Origin of the sequence: Micromonospora sp. NPDC005237 (assembly GCF_040607775.1) — a bacterium.
In the GTDB taxonomy this organism is placed as follows: Bacteria; Actinomycetota; Actinomycetes; order Mycobacteriales; family Micromonosporaceae; genus Micromonospora.
Map to the genome: position 1 here is coordinate 868,896 of NZ_JBEXHJ010000001.1, position 24,523 is coordinate 893,418.

Annotated in this window: 18 protein-coding genes; 13 read left to right on the forward strand and 5 right to left on the reverse strand. The window is 74.6% G+C overall.

All coding sequences use genetic code 11. The features are described 5' to 3' along the window. The first annotated feature begins 131 nt into the window (after nt 1–131). Nucleotides 132–1,004, forward strand: coding sequence for a PspA/IM30 family protein (locus tag ABZT87_RS04160; RefSeq protein ID WP_354859215.1), 873 nt, complete (start codon nt 132–134; stop codon nt 1,002–1,004). A gap of 20 nt (nt 1,005–1,024) precedes the next feature. Next, the gene (locus tag ABZT87_RS04165; protein WP_354859216.1) at nt 1,025–1,810 is read left to right on the forward strand and encodes a hypothetical protein; all 786 of its coding nucleotides are present in this window, start codon (nt 1,025–1,027) and stop codon (nt 1,808–1,810) included. A gap of 15 nt (nt 1,811–1,825) precedes the next feature. Here ABZT87_RS04165 and ABZT87_RS04170 read toward each other — a convergent pair whose 3' ends face one another. Both ABZT87_RS04170 and ABZT87_RS04175 read right to left on the reverse strand, forming a co-directional pair. After that, the gene (locus ABZT87_RS04170; RefSeq protein WP_355133494.1) at nt 1,826–5,500 is read right to left on the reverse strand and encodes a hypothetical protein; all 3,675 of its coding nucleotides are present in this window, start codon (nt 5,498–5,500) and stop codon (nt 1,826–1,828) included. A gap of 165 nt (nt 5,501–5,665) precedes the next feature. Continuing rightward, on the reverse strand, nt 5,666–6,475 hold the full coding sequence (locus ABZT87_RS04175; protein WP_355133496.1) for a DNA-formamidopyrimidine glycosylase family protein: 810 nt from the start codon (nt 6,473–6,475) through the stop codon (nt 5,666–5,668). 109 nt (nt 6,476–6,584) lie between these two features. Between ABZT87_RS04175 and ABZT87_RS04180 the strand changes: the two genes are divergently transcribed. Beyond that, complete coding sequence (locus ABZT87_RS04180; RefSeq protein WP_355133498.1) at nt 6,585–7,853, forward strand: hypothetical protein; 1,269 nt, start codon at nt 6,585–6,587, stop codon at nt 7,851–7,853. A gap of 24 nt (nt 7,854–7,877) precedes the next feature. Here the strand turns inward: ABZT87_RS04180 and ABZT87_RS04185 are convergent, their stop codons facing one another. Continuing rightward, complete coding sequence (locus ABZT87_RS04185) at nt 7,878–8,120, reverse strand: CPCC family cysteine-rich protein (RefSeq protein ID WP_039905669.1); 243 nt, start codon at nt 8,118–8,120, stop codon at nt 7,878–7,880. A gap of 25 nt (nt 8,121–8,145) precedes the next feature. Next, nucleotides 8,146–8,946, reverse strand: a complete 801-nt coding sequence (locus ABZT87_RS04190) for an SAM-dependent chlorinase/fluorinase (protein ID WP_354859227.1) — start codon at nt 8,944–8,946, stop codon at nt 8,146–8,148. A 189-nt stretch (nt 8,947–9,135) separates the two neighbouring features. Between ABZT87_RS04190 and ABZT87_RS04195 the strand changes: the two genes are divergently transcribed. Beyond that, nucleotides 9,136–9,750, forward strand: a complete 615-nt coding sequence (locus ABZT87_RS04195; protein WP_355133500.1) for a hypothetical protein — start codon at nt 9,136–9,138, stop codon at nt 9,748–9,750. A 540-nt stretch (nt 9,751–10,290) separates the two neighbouring features. On the opposite strand, the gene ABZT87_RS04200 is transcribed toward ABZT87_RS04195, so the two are convergent. Then, nucleotides 10,291–15,063, reverse strand: coding sequence for a DEAD/DEAH box helicase (locus ABZT87_RS04200; protein WP_355133502.1), 4,773 nt, complete (start codon nt 15,061–15,063; stop codon nt 10,291–10,293). 178 nt (nt 15,064–15,241) lie between these two features. Between ABZT87_RS04200 and ABZT87_RS04205 the strand changes: the two genes are divergently transcribed. The 9 genes from ABZT87_RS04205 (at nt 15,242) to ABZT87_RS04245 (ending at nt 24,458) form a co-directional block, all read left to right on the forward strand. After that, entirely contained in the window at nt 15,242–15,628 is a 387-nt protein-coding gene (locus ABZT87_RS04205) for a hypothetical protein (RefSeq protein WP_355133504.1), read from the forward strand. A 138-nt stretch (nt 15,629–15,766) separates the two neighbouring features. Beyond that, on the forward strand, nt 15,767–18,601 hold the full coding sequence (locus tag ABZT87_RS04210) for a Na+/H+ antiporter subunit A (RefSeq protein WP_355133506.1): 2,835 nt from the start codon (nt 15,767–15,769) through the stop codon (nt 18,599–18,601). 23 nt (nt 18,602–18,624) lie between these two features. After that, nucleotides 18,625–19,086 (forward strand): Na(+)/H(+) antiporter subunit C, encoded by a 462-nt coding sequence (locus ABZT87_RS04215; RefSeq protein WP_355133508.1) that lies wholly within the window; start codon nt 18,625–18,627, stop codon nt 19,084–19,086. Between the two features lie 19 nt (nt 19,087–19,105). Then, nucleotides 19,106–20,611 carry a Na+/H+ antiporter subunit D gene (locus tag ABZT87_RS04220; RefSeq protein WP_354859919.1) on the forward strand — a complete coding sequence of 502 codons (1,506 nt, stop codon included), beginning with the start codon at nt 19,106–19,108 and terminating at the stop codon, nt 20,609–20,611. Beyond that, nucleotides 20,608–21,213 carry a Na+/H+ antiporter subunit E gene (locus tag ABZT87_RS04225; RefSeq protein WP_354859921.1) on the forward strand — a complete coding sequence of 202 codons (606 nt, stop codon included), beginning with the start codon at nt 20,608–20,610 and terminating at the stop codon, nt 21,211–21,213. Before ABZT87_RS04220 ends, ABZT87_RS04225 begins: the two co-directional genes overlap by 4 nt. Next, a complete protein-coding gene (locus ABZT87_RS04230) occupies nt 21,210–21,473 on the forward strand; it encodes a monovalent cation/H+ antiporter complex subunit F (RefSeq protein ID WP_354859923.1) in 264 nt (87 codons plus the stop codon). Before ABZT87_RS04225 ends, ABZT87_RS04230 begins: the two co-directional genes overlap by 4 nt. Beyond that, a complete protein-coding gene (mnhG, locus tag ABZT87_RS04235; RefSeq protein WP_354859970.1) occupies nt 21,473–21,880 on the forward strand; it encodes a monovalent cation/H(+) antiporter subunit G in 408 nt (135 codons plus the stop codon). The genes ABZT87_RS04230 and mnhG overlap by 1 nt, the downstream gene beginning before the upstream one ends. A gap of 161 nt (nt 21,881–22,041) precedes the next feature. Then, nucleotides 22,042–23,397 carry a hemolysin family protein gene (locus ABZT87_RS04240; RefSeq protein ID WP_355133509.1) on the forward strand — a complete coding sequence of 452 codons (1,356 nt, stop codon included), beginning with the start codon at nt 22,042–22,044 and terminating at the stop codon, nt 23,395–23,397. Further along, nucleotides 23,394–24,458, forward strand: coding sequence for a hemolysin family protein (locus tag ABZT87_RS04245; protein ID WP_354859928.1), 1,065 nt, complete (start codon nt 23,394–23,396; stop codon nt 24,456–24,458). The genes ABZT87_RS04240 and ABZT87_RS04245 overlap by 4 nt, the downstream gene beginning before the upstream one ends. Nucleotides 24,459–24,523 lie beyond the last annotated feature (65 nt).

Consider the following 24,523-nt stretch of genomic DNA (forward strand, 5'->3'; position numbering starts at 1 on the left):
CCCGTCGAGCACCCGGTACGGATGCCTCGGTGGCGTTCGGCTGGGACGATGGAGACCGGCCGGTCCGCGGTCGGTCGGCTGAACCCGGCCCGATCGCGGTGGAGCGACGCTACTGAGGGGATACCGCGGAGATGGCGAACCCGTTCGTCAAGGGCTGGAACTACCTGATGGCGCTCTTCGGTGCCAAGATCGATGAGCACGCCGATCCCAAGGTGCAGATCCAGCAGGCCATCGAGGATGCCCAGCGGCAGCACCAGGCGCTGGTCCAGCAGGCTGCGGCGGTCATCGGCAACCAGCGTCAGCTGGAGATGAAGCTGTCCCGGCAGATGTCCGAGGTCGAGCGGTTGCAGGGCAACGCCCGGCAGGCCCTGGTGCTCTCCGACCAGGCCCGCGCCAAGGGCGACGAGGCCGAGGCGGTGCGGTTCGAGCAGTCCGCCCAGGCCCTGGCCACCCAGCTGGTCTCGGCCGAGCAGGCCACCGAGGACCTGAAGACCCTGCACGACCAGGCGCTCGGCGCCGCCGCGCAGGCCCGCCGCGCCGTCGAGAACAACTCGATGATCCTCCAGCAGAAGCTCGCCGAGCGCACCAAGCTGCTCAGCCAGCTGGAGCAGGCCAAGATGCAGGAGACGGTGGCCCGCTCGCTGGAGTCGATGTCGTCGATGACCGCCCCCGGCACCACCCCGTCGCTTGACGAGGTACGTGACCGCATCGAGCGGCGGTACGCCAACGCGATGGGCCGCGCGGAGCTGGCCGGCAACTCCGTCGAGGGCCGGATGCTGGAGATCCAGAAGGCGACCATCGACTCGGCGGGCTCGGCCCGGCTGGAGCAGATCCGGTCCAGCATGGCGGGGGAGCAGCTCGGCGGCACGGCGCAGCGCCCGGCGGTGCCGCAGGGTGAGAAGGCGAGTCCGGGCAGCGACCCGACCGCCGCGGCCCGGCTGGACGAGCTGCGCGCCAGCATGGCCCGCGAACGGGGCACCGGCGACCCGACCGCTGCCGGCTGAACGGTTCGAGGAGGTCTTCGGTGGCAGACGAGCGGACGCGGTACTTCCGTCGGCTGGGTCGGCTGCGCCGGTCCGCCCGGCGGTGGAGCGTACTGGCCGGTGGGCTCGGCGGCGCCGCGGCGGTGCTGACTCCGTACGCCGGCCTCGGTCTGCCGGACGCGGCCTGGGCCGGCGCCGCGGGCAGCGCGGTGGCGTTGGCCGCCTGGCGCTGGATCGACCTGCGGGCGCTGGCCGCCCGCCCGGCGCCCCCGGCGCTGGATCCGGCCGAGGCTGCCGCCCGGTCCCGAGCGCGGCTGGTGGCCGCCGTCGAGCGACTGCCGGTCGGCTCGGGCGTGCTCGCCGAGGTGCGCCGTGTCCGCAGCCGGGTCGCGCTGCGCGGTACCACCGCCGGGCAGCAGTGGGCCCGACTGGACCGGGCGTCGCTCACCCTGGCCGGGATGGCGCCCCGGCTTACCGGGCTGGCCGAGCCGGCCGTGCTGGAGGCCGCTGCCGCCGACCGGTCGTTGCGCGACCTCGCCGCGCGGGTGGCCAGCGTGGAACGGGCCCTGCGGCTCGCGCCGACCGACGCCCGGGCGCCGTTGGCCGAGGCGCACCGCACGCTGACCGCCCAGCTGGAGAGCGGCGTGGCGGCCTACGAGCGGCTGGTGGTCGCCGCCGCCGGCTACCTCGCCGAGGACGCCCGACCGGAGCCCACCCACCCGGCAGCCGACCGGCTCACCGAGGCGACCGACCTGCTGCACGGGGTGGCCTCCGCCCTGGCCGAGCTGCGTGCCGGCGGCTCCGGGCTGCGGGCACCCACCAGCTGAGCCCCGCCCGGCCCGTCACGGTGGGGTCGTGACCGGGATCGGGCCGGTGTACGGCGAGCTGCCCACGACGTTGAACGACCGGATCCGGTAGTGGTAGGTCACGCCCCGGGCCAGCCCCGTGTTGGTGAAGCCGCGACCGGTCACGGTGAAGGTCGCCACCTCCTGCCCGAACGCCGGGTCCAGCGCCCGCTGCACGATGAACCCGGACCCCGGACCGGCGGGCGTGTGCGCCGTCCAACCCAGCACCACCGTGGCGGTGTCCGGCCCCGGCGCGCTCGCGGCGGCGGTCACCTCGCTCGGGGTGCCCGGCGCGGGCGGGGTGCTCGCCGCGGCCACCGTCGACCAGGCCGAGGCGGCACCCAGGTACGTGGTGCGGACCCGGTAGTAGTACGTGGTGTCCGGGGCGGCCGTGGTGTCCAGGTGGTTGTCACCGACCCCGATCGCCGTGGTGCCGGGGCCGCTGGTGAAGGTCGGGTTGGTGGCCCGCTGCACGTCGATGCCGGTGGCGAACGAGCGGTTCGTCCAGCGCAGGGCCACCCGCAGCGGCGCGGCGGGCGGGATCGCCGCGATCAGCCCGCCCGGCGCGGCGAGGTGCACCGAGGCGGGCACGCTGTTCGACCAGGACGAGTAGCTGACGTCGTTCTCCGCGCGAATCCGGTAGTGGTAGGTCGTGCCGGGGGTGACCGTGGCGTCGGTGTAGCGGGTGGCGGCGGCCGCGACGGTGATCGTGGTGACGTCGCCGCCGAAGGTCGCGTCGGTGGCCCGTTGCAGCAGGTGGCTGGTCGCGGGCGGGCGTCCGCCGTTGCCGGTCCACGCCAGGGCGATCGCCGGTAGCGCGGTGGCCGAGCCGGGCACCGGCGTGGCGGTCAGCCCGGTGGGGGCCCTCGGCGTCACCCGCAGCACCAGCGGCCGACTCATGCCCAGGTCGCGGTGGCCGGCGAGCTGGCTCTGCCAGCGGTACTCCCAACCGAGGTTGACCATCTGGTTGACCACCACCGCGGGTCGCCCGTCGGTCGGGCTGATCGGCGTCGACCCGGCCCGCGCGCCGGGTGGACGGCCGGGGTCGAGCAACCGGACGCTGTCGCCCAACTTGAACGGCAGGGCCGGGGCCACGGGGCGGAGCGCCACCACCACGTCCTCCCGCGGGTTGACCCGGACGATCTGCTTCCAGCCCAGCTCCGCACCGTGCGGGGGGCGCTGCGTGCCGTCCCAGCCGACCCGGTTGACGAGCTGCACGTCGCAGCCGCCGAAGTGCAGCGGCTCGGTCTGCCGGACGTTGCCGCTGATCCGCCAGAGCTGGGTGCCGTCGGCCGGCGCGCCGACCGGTATGGCCGGGTCGGCGGCGTACAGCACCTCGGTGACCGGGTCGGTCGGGCCGAGCGGCAGGGTCGCCGGGGCGAGCGGCCCGGCGTGCGGGTGGGCGACCCCGAGCCGCCCGGCCAACCGCCCGTGACCGGGTTCGAAGACCTGCTGGGCGGCCTTGACCTCGATCGGCAGGGTCACCGGGCCGGCGCCGCCCAGCGGTGTGAACGTCACGGTGTCGGCGTGCGCCGACACCGTCGTCCCGGCCGCCGTCCGGCTGCCGAAGGCCGGGTCGTACGCCGGCTGCGGCACGATCGGCGGGCGCTGGCTGGCCGCGTACGCCCCGGGCAGCCGATCCCGCAGCCGGGCCAGGTCGTACGCCGGTTCGGGCACGCCGCTCACCCGGAACTGGAGCAGGGTGCGGGTGTTCGGGCCGTACCCGGGCTCGGTGGGCGGCGGGCCGCCCTCGGCCGTCCGGTCCGGTGCGTCGGTGTGCTGGTCGTAGCGCGGGTCGAAGCCGGGCAGCGGGGCCGGGGCGTCGTTGTAGAGGATCAGCGTGCTGCCCGGCGCCACGGTGGAGAAGTCGACGAGCACATCGGCGCGCTCACCCGGGGCGAGCAGCAGCGTGTGCCCGTCCACGTTCAGCACGGTCGGGTCGAGCCGGTCGTAGCGGTACCCGATCGGCCGGTTCGGCAGCACCACCGGGGCGGGCAGCAGCCCGGCCTCGTTGCCGATCTGGACGAACTCCGGGCCGGCGGCCCGTGGGTCCGGCACACCGCCGTCCCGCCCGTCGCTCGGCCAGGCGGCCGGCCGGTCCGGCGCGCGTACGGCGGGCACCATCGGCACCTCGCCGGCGTCCGCGTCGGCCAGGACGCCGTCGTCGGTCCACATCGGCGCGTCCGAGCAGGCCCGGTAGAGCTGGAGGTTGAGGCTGCGGTCCAGGCAGGCGTTGAGGATGCGGAACCGGTACGCGCGTGGACGCACCTCCAGGTACGGGTAGGCGACGCCGTTGACGAGCGGGGTGTCGCCGTACGCCGCGGGCACCGCGGACGGGTGCGGCACCCCGGGGCGCAGCGGCGGCTCGGTGGGCGCGCCGACGGGGTCGTGGTGCGGGTTCGGCACCGGCCCCGGTCCGGTCGGCGGTGGCCCGCCGGTGATCCGTTCCGCCAGCGGCCAGCCGTTCACCGTGGGCTCGCCGTCGGCCCGGCTGCCGTCCGGGGCGGGACTGCGCGACCAGGGGCCGTAGTCCCACCGGCCGGTGGGGTTGCGCCCGCCGGACCGGTACGGGTTCTGCCGCGGCTGGTAGACGTGGGGGTGCCACAGGCTGCCCCGGGCGCCCCACCGTTCCCGGTCCCAGGTCGGGTCCTCGGCGGCGAGTTGGGTGTCGTCCGGTACGAACGTCTTGTCCTCGATCACCAGGGGGAGCTGGTCGGCCGGCAGCACCCCGTCGGCGACGAGCTGATCCTCGACCGGGTCGGTGAGCAGGTAGGGCGCGAGCTGACCACCGTAGACGGTGAGCCGGGCCAGGCCGAGGGTGTTGTCGTGGAACCAGAGCAGCCGGCCGCTCTGCTCGTTGGGAAAGTAGAGCGTGGTGGCGCCGGCACCAGGTGGCGGCATGTCCGGCACGGGCGTCAGGCCCGTCCCGGTCGGGTACGGGGTGATCTCGCCGGCCGGGGTGATCCACTGGCCGGGGTTGCCCGCGCTGGTCCAGCCGGTCTGCGCCCCGGCCAGGTGCAGCACCGCTCGGTTCTGCGGGTACGGCGCCGGGCCGTCCAGCGGGCCGATGCCGGCCCCCTCGACCGTCTCGTCGACCGGCAGGAACAGCTCGCCGGCCCGGCCGGTGGGGAGCTGGTTGATGAACTTCACCCGGACTGGCCGGCCCCGCCGGGCGTGGATCATCGGGCCGAGGTGCCAGGGCCGTTCCGGGGGCGCCACCGTGTTGTGGCCGGACGCGTCGGTGCCCAGGTTGAGCTGGCGGTAGCCGCGCAGCCGGGTGGCCGGCAGGTCCCGGTGCAGGCGTTGCGTGTACTCCTGGAGCCCGATCTCGTAGTAGTCGCAGCCCGGGTAGCTGATCGTGTCGGGCACCGCAACCGGCAACCGCCCGCCGAGGTCGGTGCCGCCCGCCCGGCCCGGGATCGGCAGCGCGTCGACGAACTTCCGCAGCCCGGTGCCCGGCACCGGCCGGCCGTCGGGGGCGCGCGTCGGGCGGGGACTGTACGCGACGTTCGGCACCGGCCCGAAACAGCGCGGCACGGCGGTCGGGTCCAGGCTCGCCGCGGGGGCGGCCTCCTCGGCGGTACGCGCGGCCGGGACGGACACCGTCCGGGCGAGGCTGTCGGGGGTGGGCCGGTAGAAGAAGGTGGAGCGGAGTCTGCGGAAGATCGCCATGACTCTCCCCGGGGTTGGGGCACGAGGATCGCCACCCCGGCGTGGCGACCCCCGGCACTCTGCTGACGGGCGGTGAGCATTCAACCGCAGCATGCGACGTCGGAGGCCGGATAGGAATTACCCAATCGTCCGTATCTGGGCTGGCCCCGGTCGGTGGGGGCCCGGTCAGCCGGGCGGTGGGGTGTGCGGCTGCTCCGGCTGGCAGACCGGGCACCAGTAGGTGACCCGTTCGCCCAGCTCCTCCTTGCGGATGGCGGTGCCGCAGCGGCGGCACGGCTGGGCGCGGCGGCCGTACACGTAGCTGGTCTGACCCCGGTGCAGCGAGCCGGTGGTGCTCTGCGTCCAGCGGCCCCGGTTGGCGGCCAGCAGCCGCTGGGCGAGCGCCACCGTGGCGGGCAGGTCCGGCACCGCGGCGACGGGCGTCCACGGCGACACGCCCCGCAGGAACAGCACCTCGCACTTGTAGAGGTTGCCCACCCCGGCCAGGTTGCGCTGGTCGAGCAGGGCCTCGCCGATGCTCTGCTCCGGGTGCGCGGCGAGCCGGTGGACCGCCTCGGCCGGGTCCCAGTCCGGGCCGAGCAGATCCGGCCCGAGGTGACCCACCAGACCGTCCTCCTCGGCGGTCGGCACCAGGGCCAGCTCGTGCAGGTGGTAGCCGACCGCCACCGCGCCGGGGGTGCGCAGCACCACCCGGATCAGGTGCGCGGGCCGGCCGCTCCACCGTTCCCCCGGCGCGTACGCCCGCCAGGCGCCGTCCATCCGCAGGTGGGAGTGGAGCGTCCACCGCGCGTCGTTCGGGGCGGTGAGGCGCAGCAGCAGGTGCTTGCCCCGGCTGGCCGACTCGCGGACGGTCCACCCGGTGAGGTCGGTGGTGGCCAGCTGCGGCACCCGGAAGTCGGACCCGGTGAGCCGCGCGCCGGCCAGCGCGCGGTGCAGCACGCGGGCGGTGTTCCAGACGGTGTCACCTTCGGGCACCCTGCCATCCTCCCTCTTTCGAGCAAGATTCGCATGTGTCGCTATTTGTAGGCAGGTTCCTCATGATCTCCTGACATGCGAGGGTCAGGGGGTTCTGAGGAGAATGCCCATGACGCGACCTCATTGTCGTATCCGATCCGCTACCCTCACCGCCACCCTCGCCCTCGCGCTCACCGCCGCCGTCGCGCCCGCCACCAGCCTTTTCCCCAGCGCCGTACCCGCAACCGCCACGTCGCTCACCCTGACCGCCGCCGTGCCCGGTGTGGAGCGGTGGAGCGCCGACCTGTCGGTCGTCGACCGTGACGACGTCAACGTCCGGCGTACCGCCGCCGGGCTGCGGCTGCGCGAGGCGCGCACGGCCGGGCGCAGCCCGCGCAGCCCGCACAGCGCGGTCGCCGAGGGCATGCTGCTGACCGCACCACGCACCCTCGCCCGACCGGCCACCCGGGTCCGCGCCGAGATCAGCGCCGACGTCCCCGCCGGCGCCAGCGTGGAGGCGCAGGTCCGCGGTTGGCGGGTCAGCGGCTGGACGGAATGGCGGTCCGCGACCGCCGGCGTGGTCTTCGACCGACCGGTCCGCCGGGTGCAGACCCGGGTGGTGCTGACCGCGCGGGCCGGCGGCGCCACCGCGACGGTACGCGGCGTCCAGCTCACCGCCGACGCGACGGCAGCCGTCTCCGCCGCCACGCCCGGCCTCACCTACCGGGTGTACGCCACCCGGATCGGGCTGGTCGGCGAACTGACCGCCAACGGCCGCACCATCCAGCCGCGCGACCACTTCGCGGCGCTACCGTCGCGCCGGAGCCTCTCCCCGCTCAACAGCGGCGACTACACCGTGCGGGTCTGCACCACCACGGGCGCCCGCTGCGAGTACGCCCCGGTCTGGGACGTCGGGCCGTGGAACACCCGCGACGACTACTGGAACCCGTCCGCGGTACGGGAGAACTGGAAGAACCTGCCGCAGGGCCGGCCCGAGGCGCAGGCCGCCTACCAGTCCGGCTACAACGGCGGGCGGGACCAGTTCGGGCGTACGGTGCTCAACCCGGCCGGCGTCGACCTGGCCGACGGCACGTTCACCGACGGCCTGCAGCTCACCACCAACGCCTGGGTGGACGTCGCCTACCTGTGGACCGGCGGCGGGCCGCGCGGCGTCGTCGGTGACGGGCCGCTCAACATCCGCAGCGGGCCCAGTACGTCGTACAGGGTCCGCGGCCTCGCCGCCCGGTTCGCCAACGTGCCGATCCAGTGCTACGTCACCGGTCAGTCGGTCGCCGGCCCGTACCGCACCACCACCAGGTGGAACCGCCTGGCCACCGGGCAGTACGTCAGCCACGCGTACATCTCCGCCGTCTACGGCGGCGGCGTGCCGGTCTGCTGAGTCGGCCCTACCCCGGCGGGGTCGTCAGGGACGCTCGTCGGGGCGGGCGGGGCGCACCATGTCCTGGTAACGCGGGTGGCTCGCCCCGTACACGGCGTAGTTGAGCCGGGCGTGCGACAGGCTCAGGTCGCCGTTCGCGCCGCCGCGCACCGCGTCGGCGTCGGCGTCGCTCTGACCGTCGTCGGTCCAGAAGCAGACCGGGCAGGTCCCGCCGCCGGTCCGAGAGGCACAACAGGGACAGCCCACGGGAACTACGTGTTCACCCACCGGGGCAGCATTCCATAGTCGAATGTCACCCGGCCACCCGCAGGAGGTCGCCCGGACGCACCCCGAGGACGTCCACCGCTCGGCCGCCGTTGACCGCCACCGCCACCAGATCGGCCGAATCGACGTACACCACCAGGCCGCCCTCCGGTGCGTCGCCGAACGTCCGTCCGCGCACCGCCCCGCGGGCCGGTGCGGGCCCCGGCGGGCCCACCCGGACGGTGGCCGGGAGCGGGCCGAGCACCTCGGCCGGTGCGGCCAGTTGGACGTTTCCGAAGTGGTCGACGGTCAGCACCTCGGCGGTGAAGCCCTCGGCGTCGCGGGCCACGACCGCCGGCGGCAGCCGGACGAGCCCGTCCGGGTCGACCGCCGGACCCGCCTCGGCCAGCGGCGCGCCGAGCGCCAGCCGGGCCGCCACCGGGGCGAAGACGTCCCGGCCGTGGAACGTGCCGGACACCCGGGCCGCCAGCCAGCGCGGCTCGGTCAGCTCCACCGCGGCGGTCACCCCGCCGAGCGCGGCAGCGGCGTCCGGCAGCAGCCCGTTGTCCGGGCCGACCAGCAACCCACCCGGGGTGGCCAGCGCGACGCCCCGCCGGGCGGTGCCCACCCCCGGGTCGACCACCGCCACGTGCACGCCCACCGGCAGGTACGGCACCGTCTGCGCCAGCACGGCGGCACCGCGTCGGACGTCCGCCGGCGGCACCAGATGGGTCACGTCGATGACCCGGGCGGCCGGCGCGATCCGGGCGATCACCCCGTGGCAGGCGGCCACGAATCCGTCGGTGAGGCCGTAGTCGGTGGTCAACGAGACCCAGGGCGTGACAGCCATGCCGGCAGGTTAACCGTCGACGTCGGTCCGCGGTTCCACCAGTGGGATCTCCGGCTTGAGCCGACGGGCGCGTCGGTGCCCGCCGGAGCGTACCCAGGCCGTGCGGCCGATCGCCGGTGGCGGATATGGGACAGCGCGGTGGCTGACCGGCCACTGCCGCCGTCGGGCGTGGCCCGGCAGACTGCCCTGGTGACACATCGGAGCCTGCCCGCCGTCGGGATCCTTTTGGTCGCCGTCGCGCTGACCGCCGGCTGCGGCAGTGACGACGACAGCCCTCGGGCGGCCCCGCCGGCGTCGCCCGTCGCGACCCTGGCGGCGAGCGACCTCGCGAGCGCGCCGACGCCGTCGGTGGTCCCGTCCGGTTCGGCCGATGCCGCCGGGCCGTCGGGTCGCCCCGCTCAGCCGACCCCGCCGCCCGCCGTGCCGCCCGCGCCGCCGCAGGGGCCGGTCGAGCGCCGGCCGGCCAGCCCGCCGCCGGTGGTGCTGCCCCCGCGCCCGGCCGGTGCGCCCGGTGCCCGCCAGGTGGTCGACGCCTTCAAGGCCGCCGGTCTGCGAGTGACGCACCCCAAAGACCGCTCCGTTGACTGTGGACCGGACGGTCTCGGTCTGGGCTGTTCCGAGATCGTCGCCACCGATGGCGTGACGGTCTACGTGTTCCCCGACGAGACCAGCGCCGGCGACATCGCCGAGACGTGGGGCGGCCAGTCGTACCGGCGCGGCGCCGTGGTGCTCAACTACCTCGAGGCGAAGACCCCGGCGGCCGACCGACTTCGCTACGAGAAGATCCTCAACAGCCTCCACTGACACCAAGCGCCGGCCACCAGCCTCGGCCACCAGCCGCCGCCGCCGACCGCCGATCGCCGGCCGCCGATCGCCGGCCGCCGGCCGCCGATCGCCGATCGCCGATCGCCGATCGCCGATCGCCTTAGCGTCGGTGGCCGGGGCATGTCTGTCTCGTGAGCGATATGACTGTGAGTCATAGATATGACTCACAGTCATATCGCTCGACGGGAGATTGGCTAGCCGGTGGGCCGGTGGGCCGGTGGGCCGGTGGGCCGGTGGGCCGGTGGACCTGGCGGGCCAAGTGGGCCGGGTGGGCCCGGGCCGGGTGGGCCTGGTGGGCCGGTGGGCCGACACCGCCCGGCGCAGCATGTCGCGTGGGCCTGGTGGCCCAAGTGGGCCGGGTGGGCGCGGGCCGGGTGGGCCCGGTGGGCCGGGTGGCCCAAGTGGGCCGGGCGGGAATGGCGGGCCGGTGGGCCGGACGGGCCGGGTGCGCCGAGTGGCCCAAGCGGGCCGGACGGCCAGTGGGCCAGGTGGCCGCCGCGCTGGCGTCGCGCGGTCGGATCAGCCGCGCAGGCGCAGGCCGCGCGGGGTGGCCCGGAAGCCGGCGGCGGTCAGCGCGTCCCGCAGCGGCGAGGAGTGCACCGCCTCGCCGTCGGCCCGCTCCACCGACATCGCGCCCAACGCTCCGGAGTGGACGGCGTCGGCGAGCGCCTTGCCGGCCGCCGCGAGCGTTTCGGCGTCGTCGGTGAAGGAGAGCAGCGTCCGGCCGCCGCGTTCCACGTACAGCACCAGGTCACCGGCGACCTGCACCACCAGCGCGCCGGCCTTGCGACCGGCCCGGTGCCCGGTCGCGGGGGCGGCCCCGTCGCCGGAGTCGACGACGCGTTCCGGCCAGGGCAGCGCCGCGCCGTACGGGTTGGCGGGGTCGGTGGCCGCGAGGACCGTGGTCGGCCCGCTCCGGCCGCGCGCGCCGTCGGCCGGGTCGGCAAGCGCGCGGAGCCGGTCCACCGCGCCGGGCACCGCGAACTGCGCCGCGCCGAGGCCCTCGACGAAGTAGCCCCGGCGGGCCGCGCCGCGCTCCTCCAGCGCCGACAGCACCGGGTAGACGGCGGAGAACCCGCCGACCACCTGCTCGGCCATCACCGCGCCCCGGGTGACCACGCCGTGCCGTTCCAGCAGCACGTCGGCGAGGGCGGCGGCCCGCCTGGTCGGGTCGAGGTCCCGCTCGGGAAGACGCGACCAGCGGCCGGCGACGGTCGGTGGGCCGCTCCGGGTGGGCAGCGCCACCCGGCCGGGCCGCCGGTAGCGGGTGCGCGGCGCGGAGGGCCGCGACCGGTGCGCACCACCGGCGCCGAGGACCGCCCGCAGCGGGGCGAGGGTGTCGTTGGTGAGGTGGCCTGCCCAGACCAGATCCCAGATCACCCCGGTCAGCGCGGTGTCGTCGGTGGAGCCGACCCGGTCGGCCAGCGCGCGGAAGAACAGCGCCTGCCCGTCGCCGAGCGCGTCGAGTACCGCGTCGTGCAGCGGGGTACGGGTCAGCGCCTCGTCGGGCGGCGGGAGCAGCAGCGGCGCGGCGTCCGCGTACGCCAGGGTGACCCAGCCGTCGCCCCCGGAGATCGCCCCGGACCCGGCCCAGAGCACCTCACCGCTGGCGCACAGCTCGTCGAGGTGGGCGGGGGAGTAGTCGGCGACCCGGCCGGGCAGCACCAGCCGCTCCAGCGCGGACGCCGGCACCGCCGCGCCCTGCAACTGCTCCACCGTGGCGGCGAGCGCCTCCACGCCCCGGGCGGACGAGCCGACCTGCTGCCAGCGCGGCAGGAACGTGGCCAGCGCCCGGGGCGGCACCGGCTCGATCTCCCGGCGCAGCGCCGCGAGCGAACGGCGGCGCAGCATCCGCAGCACCTCGGCGTCGCACCACTGGGCGCCGGCCGTGTCCGGTGTGAACTCCCCGGAGACGACGCGGCCGGTGGCGGCGAGGCGGCGCAGCGCCTGCTCGACGACGAACACCCCGAGCCCGAAGCGCGCCGCGCAGCTCGCGGCGGAGAACGGCCCGTGGGTGCGGGCGTAGCGGGCCACCAGGTCACCGAGCGGGTCAGCCACCGGGGCGAGGTACGCCTCGGCCACCCCGACCGGCAGCGCCACGCCGAGGGCGTCGCGCAGCCGGGCGGCGTCCTCGATGCCCACCCAGCGCTGCTCGCCAGCGATGCGGACCCGCAGCACCCGGCGGGTGGCCTCCAACTCGGTCAGCCAGCCCTCCGGCACACCCCGCTCGGTCACCTCGGCGTCGCTCAGGTCGCCGAGCACCCGCAGCAGCTCGACCACGTCCTCCGCGTCGCGCGGGCGGCGCTGGTCGGTCAGCCAGCGCAGTTGCCGATCGGTCTCGGCGAGCACCGCCGGATCCAGCAGTTCGCGCAGGTCGACCCGGCCGAGCAGCTCGCCGAGGAGGGTGGAATCCAGCGCGAGGGCGGCGGCCCGGCGCTCGGCGAGCGGGGCGTCGCCCTCGTAGAGGAACGCGCCGACGTAGCCGAAGAGCAGCGACCGGGCGAACGGGGACGGCGCGCTGGTCTCCACCTCGACCAGGCGGACCTTGCGGGCCGCCAGGTCGCGCATGAGCCCGGCCAGCGCCGGCTGGTCGAAGACGTCCTGGAGGCACTCCCGGGCGGCCTCCAGGGTGACCGGGAAGTCGGCGTACTCACGGGCGACGTCGAGCAGTTGCGCGGCGCGTTGCCGCTGCTGCCAGAGCGGCTGGCGGCGGCGCGGGTCGCGGCGGGGCAGCAGCAGCGAGCGGGCGGCGCACTCCCGGAAACGGGCGGCGAAGAGCGCGGACGTGCCGACCGACTCCTCCACGAGCTGGGCGATCTCGTCGGGTTCGAAGACCACCACGTCGGCGCCGGGTGGCTCGTCGGCGGTGTCGGGCAGGCGCACCACGATCCCGTCGTCGGAGGGCATCACCTGGGCGTCCACCCCGTACCGCTCGGCCAGCCGGCGGCCCACGGCGAGGGCCCACGGCCCGTTGACCCGCGCGCCGAGAACGCTGTGCACGGCCAGCCGCCAGTCGCCCAGCTCATCGCGGAACCGCTCGACCACGATGGTGCGGTCGTCGGGCAGCGAGCGGGTGGCCTCCCGCTGGTCGCGCAGGTAGGCCATCAGGTTGGCGGCGGCCCAGTCGTCCAGCCCGCCGTCGCGCAGCGCGGTCAGCGCCGCCTCGTCGCTCAACCGCAGGAGGGTGCGCACCCGGGCGCCGATGGCCCGACCCAGCTCGACCGGGCGGCCCAGCTGGTCGCCCTTCCAGAACGGCATCCTGGCGGCCTGGCCGGGCGCGGGGGAGACCAGCACCCGGTCGGGTGTGATCTCCTCGATGCGCCACGACGAGGAGCCGAGCAGGAAGACGTCGCCGACCCGCGACTCGTAGACCATCTCCTCGTCCAGCTCGCCGACCCGGGCGGCCCGCTCGGCGCCGGCCAGGAAGACCCCGAACAGACCCCGGTCGGGGATGGTGCCGCCGCTGGTCACCGCGAGGCGCTGCGCGCCGGGCCGGCCGGTGAGCAGGTCGCTGGCCCGGTCCCAGACCAACCGGGGGCGCAGCTCGGCGAACGCGGTGGACGGGTAGCGGCCGGAGAGCATGTCCAGCACGGCGTGCAGCGCGGAGTCGGGCAGCTCGTTGAAGGGCGCGGCCCGGCGGACCAGCACGGCCAGGTCGCCGACCCGCCACGGCTCCAGAGAAACCATCGCGACGATCTGCTGGGCCAGCACGTCCAGCGGGTTGCGCGGGTAGTGCAGCTCCTCGATCGCGCCGTCGGTCATCCGCTCGGCGACGACCGCGCAGGACAGCAGGTCGCCACGGTGCTTGGGGAAGACCACCCCGCGGGAGACCGCGCCCACCTGGTGCCCGGCCCGGCCGACGCGTTGCAGGCCGGCGGCGACGCTCGGTGGGGCCTCGATCTGCACCACCAGGTCGACCGCGCCCATGTCGATGCCCAGCTCCAGGCTGGAGGTGGCCACCACCGCCGGGAGCTGGCCGGACTTGAGCGCCTCCTCGATGTGCTTGCGCTCCTCGCGCGAGACGCTGCCGTGGTGCGCGCGGGCGATCACCGGCGCGGCGCCGGTGGCCGCGCCGGACTGGGCCATCACCTCGGCTGGCGCGCGACTGCTGCCCGGACCGGGCGCCGAGCCGCCGTTGGCCGGCGCGCGACTGCTGCCCGGACCGGGCGCCGAGCCGCCGTTGGCCGGCGCGCGGTTGCGGACCGGACCGGCCGGGCCACCCCACCGCTGCGCGCCGGGCGCCGGGCCGCCGTCGGCCGCCGGCTCGTCGCCCACCGACAACCCATCCGGTACGTCGATCGCGCCCACGGCCGACGCGGAGGCGATCGCGGCGGAGGCGACCTCCTCGGCGGCCAGCTCGTTGAGCCGGGCGCACAGGCGCTCGGCGCTGCGGCGGGAGTTGGTGAAGACGATGGTGGAGCGGTGCTGACCGATGAGCGTGAAGACCCGCTCCTCGACGGCCGGCCAGATCGAGGCACGGCGTGGCCCGGGACCGCCGAGGGAATCCTCCGGCGGCTGCTCCTGCTCGTCGAGGCGGGTCATGTCCTCCACGGGGACCTGCACGCTGACCTCGATGGTCTTCGCCGTGGCCGGCTGCACGACGTCGACCGGCCGGGCGCCGCCGAGGAACCGGGCGCAGGCGTCGACCGGTCGGACGGTGGCGGAGAGGCCGATCCGTTGTGCCGGCGTGGGCAGCAGCTCGTCCAGGCGTTCCAGCGAGAGGGCGAGGTGGGCGCCGCGCTTGCTGCCGGCCACCGCGTGCACCTCGTCGACGATCACCGTCTGGACGCCGCGCAGCGAGTCCCGAGCGGCGGAGGTGAGCAGCAGGAACAGGGACTCGGGCGTGGTGATGAGGATGTCCGGTGGGGTGCGGGCGAAGGCCCGTCGCTCGTCGGCAGGTGTGTCGCCGGTGCGCATGCCGACGGTGATGTCCGGCGGCGTCACGCCGAGCCGGGTCGCCGCCTGCCGGATGCCGGCCAGCGGGGCGCGCAGGTTGCGCTCCACGTCGACGGCGAGAGCCTTGAGCGGGCTGACGTAGAGCACCCGGCACCGCTGCCGTGCCTCGGCCGGTGCGGGCTCGCGGGCCAGCCGGTCCAGCGACCAGAGGAAGGCGGCGAGCGTCTTGCCGGAGCCGGTGGGCGCCACGACGAGGGCGTTGCGGCCGGCGGCGACGGATCGCCAGGCGCCGGTCTGGGCGGCGGTGGGCGCGGCGAAGGCGGCGTCGAACCAGGCGCGGGTGGCCGGGCCGAAGCCGTCGAGCACCCCGCCCTTGTCCGCATCTCCCCCGCTCACCGATCCATCCTGCCCCGCCGGTACGACAACCACGAGCGGCCCACGGGGGAACGTGCCGAGCTGGATGGGAAAAGCGATGGATGCGCCATTAATACGTTAAGTCTCACTTAACTGCTTGCTTGTAAGGAGCAACATAAAGTAACTTCACCCGCAACGCGAACCGGGTGGAGGGGATCGGATGGCCGGCGAGCCGCGACACGTCGAACCCGCCACCGATGTGCTGATCCGCAAGGTCGACAGTCACCTCGCCACGCTCCGCGGCGGCCTGCACGGGCCCGAGCTGGAGCTCGCCGAACGCCTCGCCCGTTGCCTGCGCGAGATGGTCGTCTCCACCGCCCAGGCCAGCGCCGCCGACCGGGGGCAGGTCCGCGTCGCCGTGCACTATTTCGTGCTCCGCCGGGAGAGCCGCGGCCGGCTGCTCTCGATGCGGTCGCTGGTCGTCGCGGAGCGGGTCGTCGCGAAGGTCGCCCGCCAGCTCGGCCGCGTCGATCTGCTGAGCGAGCTGCACCTGGAGAGCTCGGACCTCGACGACGAGCTGACCGTCGGCGACGCCCTGCTGCGCTGACCGTCGACCGCCGACCGCACACCAGGGCTCATAGCGGGCTGATTCCGGCAAAACCGCCCGAAGGGCGGAGAACTGGCGTTCGATCGCTGCTAGGCGCCACCGCTGTACGGGCGTCGGCCACCTCGATCGGGAGTGCGGGTGCTGGTACTGCTCATCCTCCACCTCGCGGCGGCCCTCGCCGCGCCGCTGCTCGTCCGGTGGTGGGGTCCGCGCGCGTGCTATCCGCTGGCGCTCGCGCCGGCCGCCGCGTTCGGCTGGGCGCTGGCCCGCACCCCGGCCGTCGGTCACGGCGGCGCGGTGGTCGAGACGTACCCGTGGATCGGGCAGTTGGACCTGGACATCGCGCTGCGCCTCACCACGCTGTCCTGGCTCCTGACCCTGTTGATCGGCGGCGTCGGCGCGCTGGTGCTGGTCTACAGCGCCCGGTACTTCGACGCGGGCGCGCCCGGGATGGCGCAGTTCGCCGCCGTCCTGGTCGCCTTCGCCGGCGCGATGCTCGTCCTGGTCTTCGCCGACGACCTGCTGCTGCTCTACGTCGGCTGGGAGCTGACGACGATCTTCTCGTACCTGCTGATCGGGCACAGCACCGAACGCCGGTCCAGCCGGTGGGCGGCGGCGCAGGCGTTGACCGTCACCACGGCGGGCGGGCTGGCCATGCTGGTCGGGTTCATCCTGCTCGGCCAGCGCGCCGGCAGCTACCGCTGGTCGGAGATCGCCACCCACCCGCTGCCCGGCGGCGGCTACCTGATCACGGCGGTGCTGCTGATCCTGGCCGGGGCCCTGTCCAAGTCGGCGGTGCTGCCGTTCAGCTCCTGGCTGCCGGTCGCGATGGCGGCGCCCACCCCGGTCAGCGCGTACCTGCACGCCGCCGCCATGGTCAAGGCGGGCGTCTACCTGGTCGGGCTGCTCACGCCGGTGCTCGCCACGGTCGGCCCGTGGCGGCCCGTGGTGCTCATCGCCGGTGTGGCCACCATGCTCATCGGCGGCTGGGCGGCGCTGCGGCAGACCGACCTGAAGCTGTTGTTGGCGTACGGGACGGTCAGCCAGTTGGGCCTGCTGGTCGCGGTGACGGGCGCGGGCACCCCGGACGCCGCGCTGGCCGCCACGGCGATGCTGCTGGCGCACGCCCTGTTCAAGGCGGCGCTGTTCCTGGTCGTCGGCGTCATCGACCACGGCGCCGGCACCCGCGACCTGCGCGAGCTGTCCGGGCTGCGGCGCTGGTCGCGGCCGTTGTTCGCGGTCGCGGTGCTGGCGGCGGCGTCGATGGCAGGCGTGCCGCCGCTGGTCGGGTTCGTCGCCAAGGAGGCGGTCTTCGCGGCGTTCACCGACGACCCGGTGCTCCTCACCGGGCTGGTCGCCGGGACGGTGCTCACCGTGGCGTACAGCGCCCGCTTCCTCTGGGGCGCGTTCGCCGACCGGCCGGGCGTCGAACCGGTCGAGCCGGTGCCGATCGCGGCGTCGATGCTGGTCCCCCCGGCCGTGCTCGCCGTCGTCGGGCTGCTCGCCGGCCCCGCCGCCGGCGTGCTGGACGGGCTGCTCAGCCCGTACGCCGAACTGCTCGGCGCGGTCGACGGGCACCTGACGCTCTGGCCCGGGCCGACCGCGGCGCTCGGTCTGTCCGTGCTGGCGCTCGCCGGCGGCGGCCTGCTCTTCGCGCTACGCGGACCGCTCGCCCCGGTGTTGGCCCGGCTCCGCGCGCCGGTCAGCGGCAATCAGGGGTACGAGTGGACCGTCGGCCGGTTCGACCGCCTCGCCATCGAGGTCACCGGCGCGACCCAGCGGGGCTCCCTGCCGCAGTACCTGGGCATCATCCTGATCACCCTCGTGCTGCTGCCCGGTGGGGCGATGCTCGCCGCCGGGCCGTGGCGGGCCGGGCTCCCGCTCTGGGACAACCCGCTGCAACCGGTGGTCGTGGTGGTGATCGCGGTGGCCGCGCTGCTCGCGGTCGGCGCTCGCCGGCGGTTGACCGCGATGCTGCTGGTGGGGATGACCGGCTACGGCACCGCCATGCTGTTCATCCTGCATGGCGCACCGGATCTCGCGCTCACGCAGTTCCTGGTGGAGACCGCGACCATCGCCGTGTTCGTGTTGGTGCTGCGCCGCCTGCCGGAGCGTTTCTCGGCCCGTCCGCTGCGCCGCAGCCGATGGACCCGCCGGGTGATCGGCGTGGCGATGGGCGTGGCGGCGGGCGGGCTCGCCCTCGTCGCGGCCGGGGCCCGTCGCGCACCGGACATCTCCGCAGTCTTCCCGGACCTGGCGGTGGGCGAGGCGTACGGCCGCAACGTGGTCAACGTGACCCTGGTCGACATCCGGGCCTGGGACACCATGGGGGAGGTGGCGGTGCTGGTGGTGGCCGCCACCGGGGTGGCCAGCCTGATCTTCGAGCGGTCCCGTACCGGGCCGCGACCGCGCCGGCCGGAGTCGGCCGATCGGGCGGCCCGGTCCAACCGGCCGGTCTGGTTGCGGGGCGGCCCGACCCTCTACGAGGAGCAGCGTTCGCTCGTGCTGGAGGTGGTCACCCGGCTGATCTTCCACACGGTGGTGCTGTTCTCGCTGTTCCTGCTCTTCTCCGGGCACAACGCGCCGGGCGGCGGGTTCTCGGGCGGACTGGTGGCGGGGCTCGCGCTGGCGGTCCGCTACCTGGCCGGCGGCCGGTACGAGCTGACCGAGGCCGCCCCGGTGGGCGCCGGCCTGATCCTCGGCGCGGGGTTGGCCGTGGCGGTGGGCTCCGGCGCGGTGGCGCTGGCGGCCGGTGGGTCGGTGCTGGAGAGCGCCAAGCTCGACCTGTCCCTGCCGCTGATCGGCGACGCCCACCTCGTCACCTCGCTGTTCTTCGACATCGGCGTGTACCTGATCGTGATCGGGCTGATGCTGGACATCCTGCGCAGCCTCGGCGCCGAGGTGGACCGGCACATCGAGGCCACCGGCACGGCGAGCGGCGGTCTGGCCGTCGACAAGGGCGGCCGGACGTGACGGCGAGTGGCCCCGGACCCACGATGGTGTTGGTGCTCGCCGTCGCGGTGCTGGTCGGGTGCGGGGTGATCCTGCTGCTGGAGCGCAGCCTCACCCGGATCCTGCTCGGCGTGATCCTGCTCGGCAACGGGGTCAACCTGCTGATCCTGCTGGGCGGCCGGTCCGGTGGCGCGCCGGTCGTGGGCACCGGGCCGGTGGACCAGATGAGTGACCCGCTGCCGCAGGCGATGGTGCTGACCGCCATCGTGATCACGTTCGGGTTCACCGCGTTCCTGCTCGCCGTCGCGTACCGGAGCTGGTATCTCACCGGCGACGACGAGGTGCCCGACGACCTGGAGGACCGCCAGATCATCCGCCGTGCCGGGCGCAACGAGGTGGGGGCCGTCGACCACGGCGGCGAGGGCCCGGACGGCGACGCGGAGCAGGTCGATCCCGAGCCGGCCCGCCGACGGCTCCGGCGTGGCAGAGGGGACGGGGCGCGGTGAGCGGGGCGTGGGGGACGTGGTGAGCAGGCTCCTGCCGCTGCCGGTGGTGGTGCCGCTGCTCGGCGCGGCGCTGACCCTGCTGCTGGCCACCCGGCCCCGGGTGCAGCGGGCGGTCAGCGTGCTCTGCCTGACCGTCACGTTCACCGTCGCGGTGGTGCTGCTGGTGCAGGCGTACCGGCACGGGCCGGTGGTGCTCGCGATCGGCGGGTGGCCGCCACCGGTCGGCATCGTGCTGGTGGCCGACCAGTTGGCCGCGCTGATGCTTGTGGTGTCCTCGGCGGTGACCCTCTGCGTGCTGCTGTACTCGATCGGCCAGGGCCGCAGCGAGACCAGCGAGAGCGCGCCGGTGGTCATCTTCCACCCGACGTACCTGGTGCTCACCGCGGGTGTCACCAACGCGTTCCTGGCGGGCGACCTGTTCAACCTGTTCGTCGGCTTCGAGATCCTGCTGGCGGCCAGCTTCGTGCTGATCACGCTGGGCGGCACCGAGACGCGGATCCGCACCGGGTCGACGTACGTGGTGGTCAGCATCCTCTCCTCGATGATCTTCCTGGCCGCGGTGGGGCTGGTGTACGCGGCCACCGGCACGCTCAACCTGGCGCAGCTCGCCCAGCGCCTCGACGACCTGCCGGACAACGTCCGGTTGACCCTGCAACTGATGCTGCTGCTCGCGTTCGCGATCAAGGCGGCGGTCTTCCCGCTGTCGGCCTGGCTGCCGGACAGCTATCCCACGGCCCCGGCCCCGGTCACCGCCGTGTTCGCAGGGCTGCTCACCAAGGTCGGCGTGTACGCGATCATCCGTACCGAGACGTTGCTGTTTCCGGGTGGTCAGGTCGACGGTCTGCTCATGGTCGTCGCCGGGCTGACCATGCTGGTCGGCATCCTCGGCGCGGTGGCGCAGTCGGACATGAAGCGGCTCTTCTCGTTCACCCTAGTCAGCCACATCGGCTACATGATCTTCGGGGTGGCGTTGAGCACCGCCGCCGGTCTCGCCGGCGCGATCTTCTACGTGGTGCACCACATCACCATCCAGACCACGCTGTTCCTGGTGGCCGGCCTGGTCGAGGAGCGGGCCGGCAGCACCGACCTGCGCCGTCTCGGCGGCCTGGCCCGAATGGCGCCCCTGCTCGGCGTCCTCTTCTTCGTACCGGCGATGAATCTCGCCGGGGTGCCGCCGTTCTCCGGGTTCCTCGGCAAGCTCGGCCTGCTCCAGGCCGGTGTGGCGGCCGGCGGGGCGCTGCCCTTGACGCTGGTGGCGGCCGGCACGCTGACCAGCCTGCTCACCCTGTACGTGGCCTCCCGGGTGTGGAACATCGCGTTCTGGCGGGCGCCCCGGACCGTCTCCAGCGAGCCCACCGTCCGGCTGCCCACCGTGATGGTCGGCGCGACCGCCGCCCTGGTCGCGTTCGGGTTGACGCTCACCGTGCTGGCCGGCCCGCTCTTCGACGTCACCGCCGACGCGGCCACCGACCTGCTCTTGCGTACGCCGTACGTGCGGGCCGTCCTGCCCGGTGTCGTGCCGTGACCGGCCCGCGCGCGACGACCCCGACGGGCGCGACCCCGCCGGTGCGGAGCCGGTTCGGGCGTTGGCGGGACCAGGCGTTGGCGCTCGGCTGGCTGGTGCTCGTCTGGAACCTGCTCTGGGGTTCGATCAACCTCGCCAACATCATCGGTGGCCTGCTGGTGGGCGGCGCGGTCCTGGTGTTCTTCCCGCTGCCGGCGGTCAGCTTCGGCGGCCGGCTGCGGCCCGGTGCCCTGGTGGCGTTCGCGGGCCGGTTCGCCGTCGAACTCGTCAGCGCGAGCCTGCACATCGCCCGGATCGCCGTACAACCCGGCTACCGCCCGCGCGGGGCGATCATCGCCGTGGCGCTGCGGGTTCCCACCGACCTGAACCTGGCGCTCACCGCCGAGGCGGTCTCGCTGGTGCCGGGCACGCTGATCCTCGAGGTGGACCGGGAGTCGGCGACGCTCTACCTGCACGTGCTGGACACCCACGGGCCGGCGGACCTGGCCCTCTCCCGGGAACGCACCCTCGACGTCGAGCGACGGATCGTCCGGGCGGTGGGCAGCGCCGCCGAACTGCGCCGCGTCGGGCCCCATCCCGTCGAGAAGGGAAACTCCCAATGATCACGTTCCTGGCCGTCGTCCTCACCACCCTGCTGTCGGTGACCGCGCTGCTCGCGCTGATCCGGCTCTACCGGGGCCCCTCGCTGCTGGACCGGGTGATCGCGGCGGACATGCTCCTCGCCACCATGGTCGGCGCGGTGGGCGCGGAGGCGGCGGTCAACCGGCACGCCACCACGCTGCCCGTGCTGGTGGTGCTCTCCCTGCTCGGTTTCGTCGGCTCGGTGTCCCTGGTCCGCTTCGCCGTGCGGGAGCAGGCGTGATGGTGGCGACCGGCGGACACTCGGCGGCCGGTGTGCTCGCGACGGCTGCCGACTGGCTCGGCGCCGCCTGCCTGGTGACCGGCGCGCTGCTCGCCCTGTCCGCCGCGATCGGTGTGCTGCGCTTCCCGGACGCCCTGTCCCGGATGCACGCGGCCACCAAACCCCAGGTGCTGGGAGTGCTCCTGCTGCTGCTCGGCATCACGCTACGGCTGCGGTCCGCGGCCGACGTCGGCACGATCCTGCTGGTGGCGGTCTTCCAGTTGGCCACCGCGCCGGTCGCGGCACAGATGATCGGCCGGGCCGCGTACCGGTCCGGCCGGTTCGACCGCGGCCTGCTCGACGCCGACGAGTTGGCCGAGCGCCCGGCGGGCGGCGGACCCGGCGACGGCCGCGCCCGGCCGGAGTGAACCGGACGATCGACGCCTTCGGCCCACCCTCAGCGGAGTCCCAGGCAACGCCGATAAAATAGCGGCATGATCGACTCTTCTGCCCAGGAGGGCAGCAGTAGCCAGCCGGGTCGTGCCCGGCATATTCCCGTCCCGACGGCCCCGGGAGCCCTGAGCGACCCGTGTTGATCGTCGTCGGCCTTCTCTTGATCATCCTGCTCACTGCCGCCACCGGTTACTTCGTGGCGCAGGAGTTCGGCTATGTCGCCGTGGACCGGGGCAAGCTGCGCCAGCTCGCCGACGACGGCGACCAGGCCGCCGCCCGGGCCCTCACCGTCACCAGCCGGCTCTCCTTCGTGCTCTCCGGTGCGCAACTAGGCATCACCGTCACCGCCCTGCTGGTCGGCTACGTCGCCGAGCCGTACCTCGGCGGCGGCCTCGCCGACCTGTTCGGCGTCGCCGGTCTCCGCGAGTCGGTCAGCCTGCCGCTGTCGGTGGCGCTGGCCCTGGTCATCGCCACCGTGGTGCAGATGGTCCTCGGCGAGCTGGCCCCGAAGAACCTCGCCATCGCCCGGGCCGAGTCACTCGCCCGGGCGCTGAGCCGGTCCACCCTCCTCTACCTGGCGATGGCCGGGCCGGTGATCCGGCTCTTCGACCGCGCGTCGATACGCCTGCTGCGCCGGGTCGGCATCGAGCCGATCGAGGAGCTGCCCAGCGGCGCCACCCCCGCCGACCTGGAACAGATCATCGCCGAGTCCCGCGAGGAGGGCAGCCTGGACGCCGAGATGTCCACGCTGCTCGACCGCGGGCTCGACTTCCGCGAGCTGACCGCCGGCGAGGCCATGGTGCCGCGCGTCGACGTGCACACCGTCCGGGCGCACGAGCCGGTGAGCCGGGTGGTCGAGCTGCTGGACACCGGCCACTCCCGCTTCCCGGTGCGGGGTGCCGAGGGCGTCGACGACCTGATCGGCATCGTCGGGATCGCCGACGTGCTCGGCGTACCGCCGGGGGAGCGGGCCACCACCCCGGTGAGCGCGGTGGCGGGGCCGCCCCTGCTCGTGCCGGAGACCCTGCCCCTGCCCACGGTGCTGGACCGCCTGCGGTCCGGGCACCGGCAGATGGCCTGCGTGGTGGACGAGTACGGCGGCTTCGCCGGTGTGATCACGCTGGAGGACATCGCGGAGGAGCTGGTCGGCCCGATCCGGGACGAGGACGACCCGCCGGAGCGTGCCCCCGCGCGGCAGGACGACGGCTCGTGGGTGGTGCCGGCCCGCTGGCGGATCGACGAGGTCGCCGACAGCACCGGCATCGCGCTGCCCGAAGCCCCGGAGTACGACACGCTGTCCGGGCTGGTCATGCGCGAGCTGGGCCGGGTGCCGGAGGTCGGCGACCGGCTGGAGATCAGCCTGCTGCCCGAGGGTGCCGAGGTCGAAGACGGTGAGGCGGAGCCTCGGGCCCTGGTCGAGGTGCTCGCCGTGGACCGGCACGTCGCCGACTCGGTACGGCTGCAACTGAGCACGCCGGGGGTGACCGCGTGAGCCCCGGCATCGCGTTGTTCAGCTCGGGGGTCCTGCTGGCGCTGAACGGGTTCTTCGTGGCCGCCGAGTTCGCCCTGGTGGCCAGCAAGCGGTACCGGCTGGAGCAGGCGGCGGCCAGCGGCGGCCGGGCGGCCCGGGCCGCGCTGGACGGTGTCCGCGAGCTGTCGCTGATGCTGGCCGGGGCGCAGCTGGGCATCACGCTGTGCACCCTGGGGCTCGGCGCGCTGGCCGAACCGGCGATCGAGCACCTGATCAGCCCGCTGCTGCACGCGGTGGGGCTGCCCGACGCGGCCAGTCACGTGGTCGCCCTGGTCTTCGCCCTCGCTCTGGTGACCTTCCTGCACCTGGTGGTGGGGGAGATGGCGCCGAAGTCGTGGGCGATCACCGACGCCGAGCGTTCGGCGACGCTGCTCGCGCTGCCGTTCCGGGCCTTCGCCCGGGTGTCCCGGCCGGTGCTGTCGGCGTTGAACGCGCTGGCCAACGCGATCCTGCGCCTGGTCGGGGTCAACCAGCAGGATCAGCTCGCCCAGGTGCACGGCCCGGACGAGCTGCGGATGCTGCTGGAGCAGTCCCGCGAGCACGGGTTGCTCGGCGCTGAGCAGCACCAGCTGCTCACCAGCATGCTGGAGTTGCAGGGCACGTCGGTGGCGCAGGTGATGGAGCCGTTCGCCACCATGGTCACCGTCCGGCGCGACGACCCGGCCGAGCGGATCGAGCAGGTCAGCCGGGACAGCGGCCGGTCGCGGCTGGCGGTCCTGGACTCCAGCGGCGACGTCTGTGGCCTGGTGCACGTCCGGGAGGCGGTACGGGTGGTCACCACCGGCCGGGCCGCCACCGCCGGGGAGCTGATGACGCCGGCTTTCACCCTCCCGGCGACGTCCTCGGTCACCGAGGCGGTGGCCGCGATGCGCGCCCGGCAGTCCCAGCTCGCGCTGGTGCGCAACGGCGGTGGTCCGGCCCGCCCGATCGGCTTCGTCGCTCTGGAGGACCTGCTGGAGGAGGTCATCGGCGAGTTCGACGACGAGACCGACACGGTGCCGCGGGGCCGGCGGTTGCGGTGAGGTGCACGCCGACCCGACCGCGCTGCTGCGGTGCGGCGGGTCGGCGCGTCAGCATCCGGTCGAGG

Coding starts and splice junctions, on each gene's coding strand:
- ABZT87_RS04160 (WP_354859215.1), top strand. CDS start 132: ATGGCGAACCCGTTCGTCAAGGGCTGGAACTACCTGATGGCGCTCTTC.
- ABZT87_RS04170 (WP_355133494.1), bottom strand. CDS start 5,500: ATGGCGATCTTCCGCAGACTCCGCTCCACCTTCTTCTACCGGCCCACC.
- ABZT87_RS04180 (WP_355133498.1), top strand. CDS start 6,585: ATGACGCGACCTCATTGTCGTATCCGATCCGCTACCCTCACCGCCACC.
- ABZT87_RS04190 (WP_354859227.1), bottom strand. CDS start 8,946: ATGGCTGTCACGCCCTGGGTCTCGTTGACCACCGACTACGGCCTCACC.
- ABZT87_RS04205 (WP_355133504.1), top strand. CDS start 15,242: ATGGCCGGCGAGCCGCGACACGTCGAACCCGCCACCGATGTGCTGATC.
- ABZT87_RS04215 (WP_355133508.1), top strand. CDS start 18,625: ATGGTGTTGGTGCTCGCCGTCGCGGTGCTGGTCGGGTGCGGGGTGATC.
- ABZT87_RS04230 (WP_354859923.1), top strand. CDS start 21,210: ATGATCACGTTCCTGGCCGTCGTCCTCACCACCCTGCTGTCGGTGACC.
- mnhG (WP_354859970.1), top strand. CDS start 21,473: ATGGTGGCGACCGGCGGACACTCGGCGGCCGGTGTGCTCGCGACGGCT.